The organism is Kitasatospora sp. NPDC091276, assembly GCF_040684355.1.
Taxonomy (GTDB): Bacteria; Actinomycetota; Actinomycetes; order Streptomycetales; family Streptomycetaceae; genus Kitasatospora.
Genome location: NZ_JBFBFU010000002.1, coordinates 128,079 through 142,546, shown reverse-complemented (window position 1 = coordinate 142,546; position 14,468 = coordinate 128,079). Strand labels below are relative to the sequence as shown.

The 14,468-nt window shown below is 75.0% G+C and carries 15 protein-coding genes; 8 read left to right on the top strand and 7 right to left on the bottom strand.

Annotation, left to right across the window (positions count from 1 at the left end; genetic code table 11):
* The first annotated feature begins 167 nt into the window (after window positions 1-167).
* The 4 genes from AB0O19_RS02770 (at window position 168) to galE (ending at window position 3,917) form a co-directional block, all read left to right on the top strand.
* The gene (locus AB0O19_RS02770) at window positions 168-905 is read left to right on the top strand and encodes a sigma 54 modulation/S30EA ribosomal C-terminal domain-containing protein (protein ID WP_363617251.1); all 738 of its coding nucleotides are present in this window, start codon (window positions 168-170) and stop codon (window positions 903-905) included.
* 91 nt (window positions 906-996) lie between these two features.
* Window positions 997-1,428, top strand: a complete 432-nt coding sequence (locus AB0O19_RS02765; RefSeq protein ID WP_063350641.1) for a hypothetical protein — start codon at window positions 997-999, stop codon at window positions 1,426-1,428.
* Between the two features lie 741 nt (window positions 1,429-2,169).
* Window positions 2,170-2,808 (top strand): hypothetical protein, encoded by a 639-nt coding sequence (locus AB0O19_RS02760; RefSeq protein ID WP_363617249.1) that lies wholly within the window; start codon window positions 2,170-2,172, stop codon window positions 2,806-2,808.
* Window positions 2,809-2,900: 92 nt separating this feature from the next.
* The gene (gene galE / locus AB0O19_RS02755) at window positions 2,901-3,917 is read left to right on the top strand and encodes a UDP-glucose 4-epimerase GalE (RefSeq protein ID WP_363617247.1); all 1,017 of its coding nucleotides are present in this window, start codon (window positions 2,901-2,903) and stop codon (window positions 3,915-3,917) included.
* Between the two features lie 33 nt (window positions 3,918-3,950).
* Here the strand turns inward: galE and AB0O19_RS02750 are convergent, their stop codons facing one another.
* Together AB0O19_RS02750 and AB0O19_RS02745 are read right to left on the bottom strand one after the other, a co-directional pair.
* The gene (locus AB0O19_RS02750) at window positions 3,951-4,661 is read right to left on the bottom strand and encodes a lytic transglycosylase domain-containing protein (RefSeq protein ID WP_363617245.1); all 711 of its coding nucleotides are present in this window, start codon (window positions 4,659-4,661) and stop codon (window positions 3,951-3,953) included.
* Window positions 4,662-4,745: 84 nt separating this feature from the next.
* On the bottom strand, window positions 4,746-4,952 hold the full coding sequence (locus AB0O19_RS02745; RefSeq protein WP_280680643.1) for an antitoxin: 207 nt from the start codon (window positions 4,950-4,952) through the stop codon (window positions 4,746-4,748).
* Window positions 4,953-5,211: 259 nt separating this feature from the next.
* Between AB0O19_RS02745 and AB0O19_RS02740 the strand changes: the two genes are divergently transcribed.
* Window positions 5,212-5,796, top strand: a complete 585-nt coding sequence (locus AB0O19_RS02740; RefSeq protein WP_363617243.1) for a DUF6542 domain-containing protein — start codon at window positions 5,212-5,214, stop codon at window positions 5,794-5,796.
* Window positions 5,789-7,381 (top strand): LCP family protein, encoded by a 1,593-nt coding sequence (locus tag AB0O19_RS02735; protein ID WP_363617241.1) that lies wholly within the window; start codon window positions 5,789-5,791, stop codon window positions 7,379-7,381. The genes AB0O19_RS02740 and AB0O19_RS02735 overlap by 8 nt, the downstream gene beginning before the upstream one ends.
* A gap of 73 nt (window positions 7,382-7,454) precedes the next feature.
* Here AB0O19_RS02735 and AB0O19_RS02730 read toward each other — a convergent pair whose 3' ends face one another.
* On the bottom strand, window positions 7,455-7,907 hold the full coding sequence (locus AB0O19_RS02730) for a hypothetical protein (protein ID WP_363617239.1): 453 nt from the start codon (window positions 7,905-7,907) through the stop codon (window positions 7,455-7,457).
* Window positions 7,908-7,973: 66 nt separating this feature from the next.
* On the bottom strand, window positions 7,974-9,209 hold the full coding sequence (locus AB0O19_RS02725; RefSeq protein ID WP_363617237.1) for an MFS transporter: 1,236 nt from the start codon (window positions 9,207-9,209) through the stop codon (window positions 7,974-7,976).
* A gap of 136 nt (window positions 9,210-9,345) precedes the next feature.
* On the opposite strand from AB0O19_RS02725, the gene AB0O19_RS02720 reads away from it, so the two are divergent.
* On the top strand, window positions 9,346-9,789 hold the full coding sequence (locus AB0O19_RS02720) for a helix-turn-helix domain-containing protein (RefSeq protein WP_363617235.1): 444 nt from the start codon (window positions 9,346-9,348) through the stop codon (window positions 9,787-9,789).
* Window positions 9,790-9,845: 56 nt separating this feature from the next.
* On the opposite strand, the gene AB0O19_RS02715 is transcribed toward AB0O19_RS02720, so the two are convergent.
* A complete protein-coding gene (locus tag AB0O19_RS02715) occupies window positions 9,846-11,117 on the bottom strand; it encodes a DUF6777 domain-containing protein (RefSeq protein ID WP_363617233.1) in 1,272 nt (423 codons plus the stop codon).
* Window positions 11,118-11,539: 422 nt separating this feature from the next.
* Between AB0O19_RS02715 and AB0O19_RS02710 the strand changes: the two genes are divergently transcribed.
* Window positions 11,540-12,940 (top strand): streptophobe family protein, encoded by a 1,401-nt coding sequence (locus AB0O19_RS02710; protein WP_363617231.1) that lies wholly within the window; start codon window positions 11,540-11,542, stop codon window positions 12,938-12,940.
* 21 nt (window positions 12,941-12,961) lie between these two features.
* On the opposite strand, the gene AB0O19_RS02705 is transcribed toward AB0O19_RS02710, so the two are convergent.
* Together AB0O19_RS02705 and AB0O19_RS02700 are read right to left on the bottom strand one after the other, a co-directional pair.
* Window positions 12,962-13,336, bottom strand: coding sequence for a DUF1304 family protein (locus AB0O19_RS02705; RefSeq protein ID WP_363617229.1), 375 nt, complete (start codon window positions 13,334-13,336; stop codon window positions 12,962-12,964).
* Window positions 13,337-13,384: 48 nt separating this feature from the next.
* The gene (locus tag AB0O19_RS02700) at window positions 13,385-14,377 is read right to left on the bottom strand and encodes a serine/threonine-protein kinase (protein ID WP_363617607.1); all 993 of its coding nucleotides are present in this window, start codon (window positions 14,375-14,377) and stop codon (window positions 13,385-13,387) included.
* Between the last annotated feature and the right edge of the window lie 91 nt (window positions 14,378-14,468).

Sequence of the window (14,468 nt, the reverse complement as noted above, 5' to 3'; positions counted from 1 at the left end):
CCAACGGTCGATCATCCGCAGTGGCTCCGACTGCCCCGGAACGTGCTGCTGACCTGCGGTGAAGGCCCCACCGGAAAGATCCGGGCCGGGCCCCTCGCGCAGGGTCTTTGGACCCTCGCCGCCTGGCCGCCCGAGGGCCAGCATGGTCGGGGAGAAGGAGGACCCTGATGACCAGTCTGCGCCACCGGCCCGCCCTCGACGTCCGGGTGGAGATCCGCGGCGAGCTGCCGCGCGAGGACGCCGAGTACGCCCGGGCGCAGGCACTGGACACGGCGGCCGGGCTCGGTCCCGGAACCCGCGCGCTGCGCATCAGGCTCACCCGCGTGCGCGACCGGGCCATGACCCGGCCCGCCCTCGCGCAGGCCGACGTCGACCTGGCCGGCGTCGGCCCGGTCCGGGTGCAACTCGCCGCCGTCACCGCCCGTGAGGCCGTCGACGTCGCCCTGGGCACCCTCGCCGGCCGGGCCGGTCGGCTGCGCGAGCAGGGCGACATCGGATTCGCCGCCGCCCACGAGAGCGCCTACCGCCCGCAGTACGCCGCCCGCCCGCTCGCCGAACGGCGGATCGCCCGGCGCAAGGAGGTCGTCCTCGCCCGCCGCACCCCCGAGCAGGCCACCCGCGAACTGCTCGCGCTGGACCGGCCGTTCCACCTCTTCGTGGACGCCGCGACCGGCCGGGACGCGCTGGTCCACCGCTGCCCGCTCAGCGGCGCGCCCGGGGTGGGCCGGTCCACGGGCGCCGACCCGGCGGGCCCGCTCGACCTCACCGAGGCGGCCCGGCGGCTCTGGCTGACCGGCGGCCCGTTCGTCCGCTACGCCGACCCCGGCGACGGCCGTGCCCGGGTGCTCTACCGCCGCTACGACGGCCACTACGGCCTGATAACGCCGGTAGCGGAGCCTCGTTGACGGGCAGGAGAACCACCGGGGCGGGCCCACCGGCCCCGATGGCCACGACCGCCACGACCGCCACGACTTCCACGACAGGGGAACCGGGACCATGGACTGCGACGAGGTCATGCTGACCGTCCGGATCACCGCCGCCGAACGCGCGCTGCTGCGGGCCCTCGCGCGCGGCCACGGCGGGGACGTCTCCGAGGTGGTGGTCGACGGCCTGCTGGAGGTCATCCCCGCGCTGCACGACGACGCCTCCGCGCTGCCGCTGCGGCGCGTCCTGGCCCGACCCGCCCCCTGCGCCCTGACCCTCTGGCTGCCCGCCCCGATCGCGGACCTGCTGCCGCTGCTGGGCGAGCGGATCGCGCGGACCGGCGGCCCGTCGAGCGGACCGGCCAGCGCCGCGCTGTCCGCCGCGCTGCGCCTGTGGCTCGCCGGGGACCGGGCGGGGCTGGCCGCCGGGCTGGCCCGACTGCACGGCGGCTGCGCCGGCGGCCGGGCGGCGGCGCAGCAGGCCCCGGTGCGGGCGGCGGCCTGACCGGTGGTTGACGGAATGTCGGTCATCGGCCTCAGCTGGCATGTTCTGGGCGGGAATTGGCCAGTTCAGGACTCTGTTCAGGGCCCCGTGGCACGCCCTAGCATTTCCGTCACGGCCGTCTGAGCCCAGGCCCCGGGACTCCGGCCGGGTGGCCGCCACCACCCCGTTGCCGGGGAGCGCACACCCCCCGAGTGCGCTTCCCGGCACCGTCGCGTCCGGGGCCGTCCCCGGGGTCTCTCGGGCCGTCCTCGGCCCGCACCTCCGGTGTCCTCCGCTCCGCGCGACCCGGCCCGCCGCGCGCGGGCGGCCGAATTCCGCAAGAGGTTTTCGTTATTCCCGTGCGGCCCACCGCTCTCCTGAGTGCCGGAAGGTTCGGGCCCCGCTCCGCGGGGTGCCCGCACCTCGTACGAGGAGGGGAAACGCGATGGGACGCCGGAGCGCGGAGCCGCGCCCCCCGTAGCGGCAACTCGCCTCCGGTGTCGGCCGGTTCACTTCACGGCGGGTGGCGGCGCGCTGGTGCTCGGGCTCGACGGCCGCTGGTACTACGGTGGTCGGCTAGGGCGGGTCCGACGATTCTCGCAGGGCGCGAACCGTCGGACCCGCCCCGGGGGAGTTCCAGCAGCCCGAACGGCCGGCCGCGCAACAACCGGCCGCTGCTGAAGGCCTCCTGAGACCGTCCGGTGGCGCCCGCACCCGGCGTCACCGCTCCCTGCCCCTCACCCCTCACGAGGATTTCCCGCCATGCGAACCCGACCCCTCGTCGTCGCCCTCGCCCTCGCCGGTGCGGCCGTGCTGCCCGCCGCCGTGCCGGTCGCCGCCCACGGCGACACCGTCCACCTGGACGTCTCCGGCCAGCGGAACGGCCGCGTCAGCACCAGCGCCACCTGGGAGAACGACCACGACCCGGTCACCGGGGAGTTCACCGGCACGCTGGCCGCGACGGCCACCGACGGGCGCACGGTCGGCCCCTGGCGCCTGGTCGCCGTCCCGGGCGAGCCGGGGACGTACACCACCCGGGAGATCCTCCCGGCCGGGCACTGGCGGGTGAGCGTCGACTGCGCGTTCCCCTCGCCGGGGCACGGCGAGGGTGAACTCGACGTCGAGGCCGCGGTGATCGGCGATCCTCCGCTGCCGGGGGCGACGGGCGCGACGACCGGCGCCCCGGCCCCGATACCCGCGCCCGCTCCCACGGCCACACCCACTCCCACACCCACGGCCCCGACCGCCCCGACGGCCGCCGACAGCGCCGCCCGGGCCCGCTCCGCCGCCCGGGACACCCCCTCCGACACCACGCCCGACGCCGCCACCTGGGCCGCGATCGGCACCGCCGTCGCGGCCGTCGTGCTGGTCGCCACCGGATTCTGGCTCCGCCGCCGGTGAGCCCGGCGGCGGAACCATCGAGCGCGAACCACCGTCCCACAAGCCACCGGGCGCCACCGGGCGCCCGGCCGACCGCAAGGGAGCGTCCGCGCATGAAGAAGGTCCTGATCACCGGCGGCGCGGGATTCATCGGCAGTTCGGTGGTGTTCGCCCTCCTCGACCAGGGCATCACCCCGGTCATCCTGGACGACCTGTCCAAGGGCCGGGCCGAGTTCGTCGAGGGCAAGGTGTTCTACCAGGGCGACGTCGCCGATGCGGCCCTGCTCGACCGGATCTTCGCCGAGCACCCGGACATCGACGCCGCCGTGCACTGCGCGGCCAGGATCGTCGTCCCGGACTCGGTGGCCAGGCCGCTGTACTACTACCGGGAGAACGTCGGCAAGACCGTCGAACTGCTCGACGCCCTCCAGCGCCACGGCTGCACCCGGGTCGTCTTCAGCAGCTCCGCCTCCATCTATGCGCCCACCCCGGACGCGCGGGTCGACGAGAGCAGCCCGGTCGAGGCCAACAGCCCCTACGCGCGCACCAAGCTGATGATGGAGCAGGTGCTCCAGGACTGGACCAGGGGGGAGGGCGCCGAGCGGCAGCGGGTCATCTCCCTGCGCTATTTCAACCCGATCGGGGCCGACCCGCGGCTGCGCACCGGACTCCAGGACCTCAACCCCACCCACGCCCTGGGCAAGCTGATCGAGGCGCACACCAACGGCACCCCGTTCACCGTCACCGGTGTCGACTGGGCGACCAGGGACGGCTCCGGCATCCGCGACTACGTCCACGTGCGGGACCTCGCCGAGGCGCACGTCGCGGCGCTGCTCCGCTTCGACGAGGTGATCGCCGAGGGCGCCGAGGACCGCTACCGGGTCATCAACGTGGGCACGGGCGACGGCACCACCGTGCGCGAGCTGATCGCCGCCTTCGAGCAGGCCGTCGGCGTGAAGCTCGACGTCCGCGAGGCGGGCCCCCGGCCGGGCGACGTGATCGGCTGCTACGCGGCCGTCGACACCGCCCGCGAGCTGCTCGGCTGGCAGCCGCGGCGGGGCATCGCCGAGGGCGTCGCCGACGCGCTGGCCTGGCGCGCGCAGTGGGCCGCCCGCCTCGGCGCCAGCTGATCCCCGGCGCGGGTGCCCCCGGGGGCACCCGCGCTACTGGACGGCCGTGCCGGACTTGGCCCAGTTGTCGTGCAGCCGGTCGAGGTAGGACTGCGCCTGGGAGCCCACCTTGACCCCGCGGGCGAAGGCCAGCATGTTGCCCGCGCCGGCGTTGTAGCCGAGGGCGAGGAGCTCGTCGTGGTTCAGCGGCGCGCTCGGCCGCGCCGGGAGCTGCCCGGCCAGGTCGTGCAGGTGCCAGGCGGCCGCCTGGACGGCCAGGTCGCGGTCGTCCGGCAGCTCCTCCCACTTGCGGTCGGCGAAGGGGCGGCCGGGTTTGGTGTCGTCGAAGGCGGCGCGGTGCATGTTGGCGATGCCGAACGAGGCTTCGGGCTTGCCGCGCTGCCAGGCCCGTTCGAGCTCCGGGTCGTGCGGCTTGTAGGACTCGTTGTAGAGGATCGCCATCAGCAGCTGCGGGTTGACCCCGGCCTCGGCGGCGTACCGGCGCACCGGGGCCGCGTAGTCGGCGGGGTCGTAGCGGCCGGACGGCTTCGACGGTTTCGACGGCGCGGTCGAGGCGGACTCGGACGGGGAGGACGCGGACGCGGAGGGCGCGGCACCGTCCGGGGAGGGGGTCGCCGACGGGGAGGCGCCGGACGACGCCGTGGTGGGGTGGTCGCCGCCGTGGACGATGCCCCACCCGGCCGCGACGAGTACGCCGACGACCAGCCAGCGCCCCCAGCGCGACCCCTGCTGCCCCTCGCTCATCGCTGCCGACCCCTCCCCGTGCGCCCGTGTCCTTGTTCGACCGTCGTACTGCCGATCGTGCCGGCGACCGTGCCCGGTGGCAGGCTACTCGGCCGGCTTCTGCTCGCCGTCGAGGTTGCGCAGGAAGCCCTTGGCCTTCTCGACGCCGGTGTCGATCTGGCCGCTGTACTTGCCGTCCGTGCGGTCGTCGATCACGTCGCCGACCTTGTCCAGGCCCTGCCCGAGCACGTCGCTGTGCTCGCGGGCGAGGTCGGTGGCCTTGTCCGCGAGGTTCTTCAGACTCTCAAACATGGTGACGCTCTGCTCCTCTGACGCGTTCCTGATGGTGTGCCGACGTGGCGGGGGATCATGACCATCCTAACGACGGCCCACCGGGCGCTCGGCCGCTGCCGAAGGACGGCGGAGGACTTTGCTGAAATGGGTTTGTATGCTCCAGCCCAACTTCTACAGCACTGTAGAAATTGGGAACCGCCACCAGGACGGAACGCGTCCCGGCACGCACGGCGGCGCGCACGCGCCGCGGCAGCCGAAACGAGCGAGGGAAGTGCGCATGGCCGGGCAGCGGGCGAGAACGCCGTACCAGGACGCGGGACCGCGCACCGAGGACCCCGCCCTGCCCGCGCAGCGCTCGCGCGCGGCCGACCGGGCGGAGCCCGCCGCGCCACCCGCCGCCCGCCCGCCACGGACCGCGGCCTCCCGCCGCCGGCCGCAGGCCCGCCGGGGAGGCCGGGGAGGCCGGCTGCCGGTGCTGCTCACCGCCGTCGGCCTGCCCGTCCTCGGCGGTGTCGCGGACGAACTCGGCGGCCCCGGCGTCGGCGTGCTCTTCGCGGTCGGTGCGGTCGGCGGGACGGGCGCCGCGGCGGCGCTGTGCAGCCGGGCCGGCCGCTGGTGGGTCGTCACCGCGGCCCCGCTCGTGGTGCTGCTCGGCGCCGCCGGCATCGAGTACCTGGCGAACCGGGACGCGTACCGGGGCAAGCAGCTCGGCACCGGCGCGCTGCGGTGGGTGGTGGGGGCGTTCCCGGTGATGGCGGCGGCGGTGGGGGTCGCGCTGCTGGTCGTCGCGGTCCGCGTCGCGCTCGACCGTCGACGGCCCCGCAGTGCGGGCACCCCGACCGGAAGGAGCCGTCGTGGCTGAACGCGCCGCCCGCCTCCGCCCGCGCGGCCGCGCCCCGCGCCGCGGCACCGCCCCGCTGACCGTCGCCGGGCGCACCCTCGCCTGCACCGTCTCCGTCGCCGTCCTCGGCGCCAGCGGCTTCACCTGGTACGAGTACCGCAGCCTCGACGACGGCATGACCAAGTCCACCGCGCTGAGCGAGGCCAAGAAGAACGCCCCGCCCCACCTCGACAAGTCCGTCAACCTGCTGCTGATCGGCCTCGACAGCCGCAAGGACATGGACGGCAACGACCTGCCCAAGCAGTTCGTCGAGGACGAACTGCACGCCGGGTCGAGCGAGATCGGCGGCTACAACACCAACGCCCTGATCGTCCTGCACATCCCGGCCAACGGCGGCAAGGTCACCGCGCTGTCCGTCCCGCGCGACGACTACGTGCAGACCGCCGGCGCCGACGGCAAGATGCACAAGATCAAGGAGGCCTACGGCATCGCCAAGGTGGCCGCCGAGCAGAAACTCGCCGGCAAGGGGCTCTCCAAGGCCGACCTGGAACGGCAGAGCCGCGAAGCCGGGCGCTCCGCCACCATCCAGACCGTGCAGAGCTTCCTCGACGTCCCGATCGACCACTTCGCCGAGGTCAACCTGATCGGCTTCTACGACATCGCCAAGGCCGTCGAGCCGATCCAGGTCTGCCTCAACCACCCCGTCGACGATCCGATCATCGCCCGAACCGCCGCCCACGAGGGCGGCGGAACCGGCCTCAAGCTCCCCGCCGGCATCAGCTCCCTCAACGCCGCCCAGGCCCTCTCCTTCGTCCGCCAGCGCCACCACCTCGCCAACGGCGACCTCGACCGCACCCACCGGCAGCAGGCGTTCATCTCCTCCGTCGAGTACCGGCTCAAGCAGCAGGGCATCCTCAACGACTTCGGGCAGATGCAGAAGCTGTTCGGGGTGGTGAAGAAGGACGTCGTCATCGACAACGAGTGGAACATCCTCGACTTCGCCCAGCAGGCGCCCAACCTCACCGGCGGGAACGTCGAGTTCAACACCCTGCCGATCACCGGGTTCAAGACCGTCGGCGGCCAGGAGGTCAACACCGTCAACCCGGAGCTGATCAAGAAGATCGTCCGGCAGCTGTTCAACCGCGAGCCGGCCCCCGTCCAGGCCGTCCCCGCGCCCACCGAGACGGCCGCCGAGACCGCCACGCCCTCGCCGTCCGCGGCCTCCCCGACCGCGACCAGGGCCGTCGTGGACGTCAACGCCGTCGCGGGCGCCGGCGCGGCCGCCACCGAGTCCAAGGCCCTCACCGAACTCGGCTACCAGCCGGGGAAGATCGGCGACGCCGCCGCCAGGACCAGGGCCACCACCGTCACCTACGGCAGCGGCGCCAAGGCCGACGCCCAGCAGCTCGCCACCCGCTACGGCGTCACCGCCACCGCGGCCGCCGTCGTCGCCCCCGGCCACATCGTCGTCACCCTCGCCGTCACCCGCACCCCCAGCCCCTCCGCCGCCGCCACCGGGCCGGGCGACGCGGCCACCGACCCCGCCGCCGGCCTCCCCATGCAGGGCCCCGCCGTCAGGGCCGGCGGCATCCCCTGCGTGGACTGACGGGCGGCGGCGGGCGCCGCGCGGCCGCACCCACGAGGCGGCGGGCGAACCGGCCCGGCGGCCGAACCGGCCGTCACGGGAGGGGAGTCCGGCCCCGGGCGCGCTGGACGAGCAGGCCGACCAGCCACAGCAGGACCGCCGTGGCGCCCACCGCGGCCAGCACGTAGGTCGCGGGCATGTCGTCGTTCGGGTAGTGGTCACCGGCCACGCGGACGGTGGCCGGGTCGTCCGCCGCCGCCTCCAGGGGGACGGTCATCCCGACGTGCGGCTTCTCGACCCGTTTGAGGCCGAGCGCCGACGTGCGGTAGTCGCGATCCCCCACCCGGTAGGTGACGGTGTAGAGCCAGCCGCCCTTGCGCAGGGCCACGGCGCTGACCGTCCCGTCCACCCGCAGCGGCGCGGCGTCTATCCGGCTCGCGGCCCGCCACTGCGCGGACGCGGCGACCAGGCTCCAGCAGAGCACCAGCAGCGAGACCACCGCGCCCGCCAACGGAAGGGACCACATCCGGCGTAACACTGCCTTCATGGCCGGGACGATACCCGCCCCGTGGCGCGCCGTCGGATCAGGGGGAGGAGCGGTTCGGGGGTTTCGTCAATTCTGCTTCCTGGCAAGCCAGTAGAGCAGTGCGGCCAGGCTGGTGGCCGCGCCGAGGAGGCAGACGGCCGTCCAGCCCCAGCGCTCGTAGACGACGGTGGAGCCGATCGCGCCCGCCGCGCAGCCGGCGGAGTAGAGGAGCATGTACCCGGCGGTGAGCCGGCTCTGCGCCTCGGGGCGGACCTGGTACAGCAGGTGCTGGTTGACCACGTGCACGGACTGCAGGCCGTAGTCGATCACCACCATGGCGAGCACCAGCCACCACACCGAGTGCGGCAGCAGGGCCGCCGGGATCCAGGCGGCGAGCATGGCCAACAGGCCGATGCCGGCGGTGCGTTCGGCCCGGCCGCGGTCGGCCTGGCGGCCCGCGTGGCCGGCGCCCAGGGCTCCGGCGGCGCCGGCCAGGCCGAACAGCCCGATCTGGGTGTGGCTGAGGCTGAACGGCGGGGCGGCGAGCGGGAGCACCATCGGGGTGAGCAGGACGGTGATGGAGGTGAAGGTGAGCAGTGCGAGGACCGCCCGGGCGCGGAGCACGGGCTCCTCGGCGAAGAGTGTGAACACCGAGCCGATCAGCCGGGGGTAGCTGATCCGTGCGGTCTGCGAGGTCTGCTCGGTCTGTGCCGACGGTCGGTGGCGTTCGGCCGGGAGGACGACCGCGACGGCGAGGGCCATCGCGCCGGTGGCGACGGCGGACACCACGTAGACGGCGCGCCAGCCGGCCAGGTCGCCGATGGTGCCGGCGACGGTGCGGGCGAGCAGGATGCCGACCACGATGCCGCTGGTGACGGTGCCGACCACCCGGCCCCGGTCGGCGGGCGCGGCGAGCGAGGCCGCGTACGCGACGACGACCTGGGCGACCACCGCGAGGACGCCGACGGCGGCCATCGCGGCGAGCATCAGCAACGCGGAGGGGGCGAGCGCGACGGCGGCGAGGGCGAGCACGGAGAGCCCGAGCTGGGCGGTGGTGAGGGTGCGGCGGTTGACGCGGTCGCCGAGCGGGACGAGCAGCAGCAGGCCGAGCGCGTAGCCCGTCTGGGTGAGGGTGCCGACGAGGCCGATGGTGGCCGGGTCGATGCCGTAGTCCGCGGCGATGAGGTCGAGCAGGGGCTGTGAGTAGTAGACGTTGGCGACGGCGAGGCCGCAGGCGACGGAGAGGAGCCAGGCGGCGGCGGGTGGCAGGCCGCGTGGGGGTGCTTCGGCGGTGGCGGCGGTGGCGCGGGTGGGCGAGGTCATGGGCGGGTCTTCCTGGTGGCGGGCGCGGCCGACTGGTTTCAAAGTGCTACCACGCCACCCTGGCATACTGTGGTTTCAATAAGCAACCACGCGACTCGCCGATAGGCTGGGCGCCGACCGGTGGAAGGTGGGAGAAGTGCCGAAGCGCACCACGCACGAGGAGTCGACCTGCCCGGTCGCCCGCCCGCTCGACGTCGTCGGCGACGGCTGGACGCTGCTGATCGTCCGCGACGCCTTCGACGGGCTGCGCCGTTTCGGCCAGTTCCAGAAGAGCCTGGGCCTCGCCAGGAACATCCTCTCGGCCCGCCTCGCCAACCTGGTCGCCAACGGGGTGTTCGAGCTCGCGCCGGCCGCCGACGGCAGCCCGTACCAGGAGTACGTGCTGACCGAGAAGGGGCGCGCCCTCTTCCCGGTGATCACCGCGCTGCGGCAGTGGGGCGACCAGTGGTTCTTCGCGGAGGGCGAGCCGCGCGCCCGGCTGGTGGAACGCGGGACGGGCGCGCCGATCGAGGCGATGGAGGTCCGCGTGGCCGGCGGCCGGGTGCTGGGGCCCGAGGACGCCGAGGTGCTGCTGCCCTGAGGCGCGCCGCCACCGGCGGCGGATGGGCGGCGGGCGGTGCCGGGGAGTCGGGCGGATCAGCTGGGGGTGGCGCTCCCGGCCGTCGCGGTCTCCGAGGGCTCGGTGGTCGTCGCGGTGGTCGTCGTGGTGGTGCCGTTGGTGGTGTTCGTCGTGGTGGAGCCGGCCGTGGTCGCCGGGGCCTTGGTGCTCGGCGTCTGGGTCGGCGTCTTGGGGGTGGACGACCCCGTGGACGAGCCGGTCGAGGAGCCGGTGGACGCAGACGCGGTGCCGGTCGACCTGGTCGTCCCGGTCGGGGCGCCCGAGGAGGTGGACGACGTTGCCGAGGCGGAGCCCGTCCCGGTCGAGGCGCCCGGGGACGTCGCCCCCGAGGAGGTCGAACCCGAGGTCGTCGCCGAGCCGGACCCGGAGGACGCCCCGGAGGACGAGGCGGAGGACGAGGCGGAGGTCGAGTGCGACGTCGAGGCCGTGCCCGCCGGCGTGGTGGGCGTCATTTTCCCCGGCGGCGGGATACCGGGTGCCAACGGCCCCTTGGGCGGCCCGACGTTCCGGTCGACCACGTCGATCCGCCCGGTCAGCCGGGAGAACCAGCCGCCCGTCTCGATGTTCACCAGGATGATCTCGGTCACCGGCTGCGGCGCGGGCACCACGACGACCAGCGTGGTCGGGTGGAAGCCGGCCCATGCCTTCCCGGTGTACTTGGCGTCGCTCACCAGCACCGGCGGCTTCAGCGGGTTGCCGCAGGAGCAGCGCACCCGGGGCACGCCCTGGGCGTCCACCAGGACGGCGGTGCCGGCCTGGAGCGCGGACTGGTACTCGACCACGGCGCCGCTCTTGTAGTCGTGGTTGGTGACCCGGGTGTCCACCCGCAGGTAGGCCGAGGTCAGCGAGCGCAGGTAGGACGGGACGTCGGACTGCTGGATGCCCGCGGCGGAGGCCCAGGCGCGGCCGGCGTCCCCGCTGGAGACCATCCCGATCAGGCGCTCGGTGTCGCAGCTGGGCTTGGTCATCGTCCCGCCGTACAGCCCGGCGGAGCTGCCTTCGACGCTGTGGATCACCGCCGGGGAGGCGGCCGTGGACCGGCCGCCCGGCCCGGACCGCGGCGCCTGGGTGGACTGCGGTGCCTGCCCGGACTGCGGCGCCTGGGCGGGGGCGGGGGCGCTCACCCCCTGGGTTTCCACCGATGGGGTGAACGGGTCCGGCCCCGGGTCGGCCGGGGCCTGGAGGGCCACCTCGTTGGCGGCCGGCAGGGTGTCGTGGTGACCGCCACCCTGGCTGTTCACGATCAGCACCGTGGCCACCGCGGCCACCGCCAGCGTGCCGGCGGCCAACGCGAGCCCCCGTCCGGAGCGCCACCACGGCGTGTGCGGCCCCCGACCGTCCCCGGAGGACGGACCGGACGGACCGGACGGACCAGGCGGCCCGGACGGGGGCCCGGGCGGACCGGACTGGCCGGATGCCCCGGACGGCGGCCCGAACCGGCCGCCGCCCGACGGGGGACCGGCCAGCGGTCCGGACGGGGGGCCGTGGGGCGGTTCGCTCGGCGGGCCGGAGGGCGGCGGTTGGGAACTCATCGAGGCTCCGTTTCGCAGGCGGCCGACGGACGCGCCGACCCGGGAAGCTCCTGCCACTGGCCTCCATTTCCCCCCGGCTCCCCACCCGCCGCAACAGCAGGTGCGGGGGCCGTCGCCGAGCGTGCCCGCCCGCTGTCGGCCACCCTGGAACGCGAAGCCCGACGCACCGAGGAGGCGCCATGCAGCAGCCCACCACCCGGGTCGCGGGCCCGCCCGGCGCCCTGCGCGGCTGGCTGGACGCGCTGGCCGTGGTGCTGGCCGGGTTCGCCGCCATGGCGGCGGTGGCCGCGCTCGGTCTCTGGCTGGCCGGCGCCGACGACCTCCCGGGCGGCGGCTTCCCGGCCGTGCTGGCCGGGGCGGTGGCGCTGGCCGTCGGCGGATCCGTCCAACTCGACGGTGGGGCTGGGCAGTTCGCCGCGGTGGATGCCGGGATCAGCGCCATGCCGCTGTCCGTCTCGCTGGCCGGCGCGGTGGTGATGGCCGAGGTGTTCCTGCGTCAGCTGCGTTTCCGCGCGGTGGCCGGCGGCGGCGAACTGCTCGGCCGGATCGCCCGCACGGTGGTGATCTGGCTGGTCGCCCTCGCGCTGCTCACCCTCGGCGCCCGGCACACCTTCGACGTCCCGCTCGGCGGCGACCTGGCGCAGACCATCGGCGGCGCGCTCGGGCTCACCCCGGAGGTCGGCTTCCACGCGGATGCCCCGAGCACGGTCGGCATCGGGCTGGCCTGGCTGCTCGTCGTCCTCGCGGGCACCTTCGCGGTGTCCCGGCGGGCGCCGCTGCCGCGCGCTCTGCTGCCCTACCAACTCGCGGTCCGCCCAGCCGCGTTCGCGCTCTGGCTGGTCCTGCTGGCGTACCTGGTGATCGGGCTGGCGGCCGGGGTGCTGACCGCGATCGTGCACGGCAACGCCCGGCAGACCCTGGCCGTGCTGCTGCTCGCCCTGCCCGACCTGGTCTGGCTCGCCTTCGGCGTCGGGCTCGGCGCGCAGTGGCACGGGCGGCTCAGCGGCGCGCTCGGCCTGCCGGTGCCCAGGCCGCTCGCCGAGGTGCTGCGGGCGCCGGACGGGCAGCAGGCCACCATCAGCCTGGGCACGCTCGCCGACCAGGACGCGCGCAGCTGGTGGCTGCTGCCGCTGGCCGCCGTGCTGCTGCTCGCGGCCGGCTTCCTCGCCGCGTACCGCTCGCCGCGCACCGTCCGGCTCTGGCAGCACGCCGTCCGGTTCGCCCTGGCCGGCGCGGTGACGGTGCTGCTGGTCGGGCTCTGGACCAGGGCGGACGCCGACTACGGGCTGTCGGTGCTCGGCGTCGGCGTCGGCCAGGGCGGCCTCGGCGACCTGATCGGCTCGCTCCTCGGCGGCGCCAACCCGCTGGCCGGCCTCGGTGGCGGCAGCCTCACCCTGCGCCCGGTGCTGTGGACGGCCGTCCCGCTGGCGGCGGGCTGGGGCCTGCTGACCGGTGCGCTGGGCGCCCTGCTGGCCGCCCGCACCGGCCGCCGGGGCGAGGTCTCCAGCGGCGATGTCCCCGGCGGCGAGGTCTCGGGTGGCGAAGTACCCGGCGGCAAGGAAGTGCCCGGGGCGGGCTGACGGCTGCCGGGCGGCGCGCGCTCAGAATGCCTCGGCGATGAGGATCGCCGCCGCCGGCAGCGCCTGGGCGAGGGCGCCGCGCCAGACCTTCGGCTCCGAGGCGAAGAGGGTGACCCCGCCGGCGACCATGAAAGCGGCGACGTAGCTGATCACGGCGCGGCCGGAGGCGGCGTGCCCGGTGTGCAGCAGGACCAGTCCGGCGACCAGGCCGAGCGCCAGGAACAGGTTGTAGAAGCCGACGTTGAAGCGCCACAGTCGGACCTCCGGCGCGTCCGCCGTGCTGCCGGTGAGCAGGAAGCGCACCCGCGGGTGGCCGTACAGGAAGCTCTCCAGCGGCCACGCGAGGAGGTGGACCGCGGCGGCGATCACGGCGAAGACCTGGCTCACGGCGTTCATGGCGGTCGGCTTCCTGGGGGGGGCGGACGGCGGTGGACGGTACGGCGCTCACCACGGCGGCGGGTGGACGACCGGGGCGGCCCACGCGGGCGGCTCGGGCACGACGGCCGCCGCGGCGAGGCCGGGGACGACCGCCTGGACGACCCGGGTCGGCGGTCCGTTCCCGCTTCCGCTCCACGCCCTCGGCGCGGCGCCGTGGCCGGGCACGACGGCGGTGGCCGCGCGCAGCTCGGCGACGAACTGCAGGCAGCTGGCGTAGCGGTCCTGGGGGGCCTTGGCGAGCGCCCGGGCGACCACCGCCTCGACGGCGGCGGGCAGGTCGGGGCGGTGGTCGCGCAAGGTGGGCGGCGGGTCGTTGAGGTGTGCCCAGAGCAGCGCCACGTCGCTCTCCCGGCGGAACGGCGGGGAGCCCGCGAGCATCTCGAAGACCACGCAGCCGAGGCCGTACTGGTCGCAGCGCCCGTCCAGCGGCTTGCCGGAGATCTGCTCGGGCGCGGCGTAGTCCAGCGTTCCGACGATCTGGCCGACGCTGGTCAGGCCGCTCAGCGAGAGGGACTTCTTGGTGAGGCCGAAGTCCGCCAGGTACAGGTGCTCGGGGTGCTCGCTGTCCGTCCCGGCGGCGACCAGCACGTTGCCGGGCTTGACGTCCCGGTGGACCAGGTCGTGGTCGTGCGCGGCGTCGAGCGCGGAGGCGATCTGCAGGGCCAGTCGGGCGGTCCGCTCGGCCGAGAAGGGGCCTCCCCGGTTCATCAGCCCGCGCAGGTCGCCGCCCTCGACGTGGCGCATCGCGATGAACAGGATGCCGTCGTGCTCGCCGGCCTCGAACACCGGGATGATGTGCGGGTGGTCGATCGCGGCGGCGGCCTCGGACTCGTGCATGAAGCGCTGCCGGAACACCTCGTTGCGGGCCAGTTCGGGGGCGAGCAGTTTGACCGCGACGGTCCGGCCGAGCCGCAGGTCCTTGGCCCGGTACACCACGGCCATGCCGCCGCGGCCGATCTCGCGCTCCAGCCGGTAGCCCGCGATCCGGCGCCCGACCATGCCGGCCGGCAGGCCGGGCGCGGACGGCCGGTCGGGGTGGTCGAGCTGGTCGGGGTGGTCCGGCTGGTCGGCATGGCCGGGGCGGTCGGGG

Excerpts from the sequence above, each read along its gene's own strand:
- AB0O19_RS02765 (WP_063350641.1), top strand. The coding sequence starts at position 997 with ATGGACTGCGACGAGGTCATGCTGACCGTCCGGATCACCGCCGCCGAA.
- AB0O19_RS02700 (WP_363617607.1), bottom strand. The coding sequence starts at position 14,377 with ATGGTCGGGCGCCGGATCGCGGGCTACCGGCTGGAGCGCGAGATCGGC.
- AB0O19_RS02770 (WP_363617251.1), top strand. The coding sequence starts at position 168 with ATGACCAGTCTGCGCCACCGGCCCGCCCTCGACGTCCGGGTGGAGATC.
- AB0O19_RS02725 (WP_363617237.1), bottom strand. The coding sequence starts at position 9,209 with ATGACCTCGCCCACCCGCGCCACCGCCGCCACCGCCGAAGCACCCCCA.
- AB0O19_RS02750 (WP_363617245.1), bottom strand. The coding sequence starts at position 4,661 with ATGAGCGAGGGGCAGCAGGGGTCGCGCTGGGGGCGCTGGCTGGTCGTC.
- galE (WP_363617247.1), top strand. The coding sequence starts at position 2,901 with ATGAAGAAGGTCCTGATCACCGGCGGCGCGGGATTCATCGGCAGTTCG.
- AB0O19_RS02745 (WP_280680643.1), bottom strand. The coding sequence starts at position 4,952 with ATGTTTGAGAGTCTGAAGAACCTCGCGGACAAGGCCACCGACCTCGCC.
- AB0O19_RS02710 (WP_363617231.1), top strand. The coding sequence starts at position 11,540 with ATGCAGCAGCCCACCACCCGGGTCGCGGGCCCGCCCGGCGCCCTGCGC.
- AB0O19_RS02730 (WP_363617239.1), bottom strand. The coding sequence starts at position 7,907 with ATGAAGGCAGTGTTACGCCGGATGTGGTCCCTTCCGTTGGCGGGCGCG.
- AB0O19_RS02760 (WP_363617249.1), top strand. The coding sequence starts at position 2,170 with ATGCGAACCCGACCCCTCGTCGTCGCCCTCGCCCTCGCCGGTGCGGCC.
- AB0O19_RS02705 (WP_363617229.1), bottom strand. The coding sequence starts at position 13,336 with ATGAACGCCGTGAGCCAGGTCTTCGCCGTGATCGCCGCCGCGGTCCAC.
- AB0O19_RS02740 (WP_363617243.1), top strand. The coding sequence starts at position 5,212 with ATGGCCGGGCAGCGGGCGAGAACGCCGTACCAGGACGCGGGACCGCGC.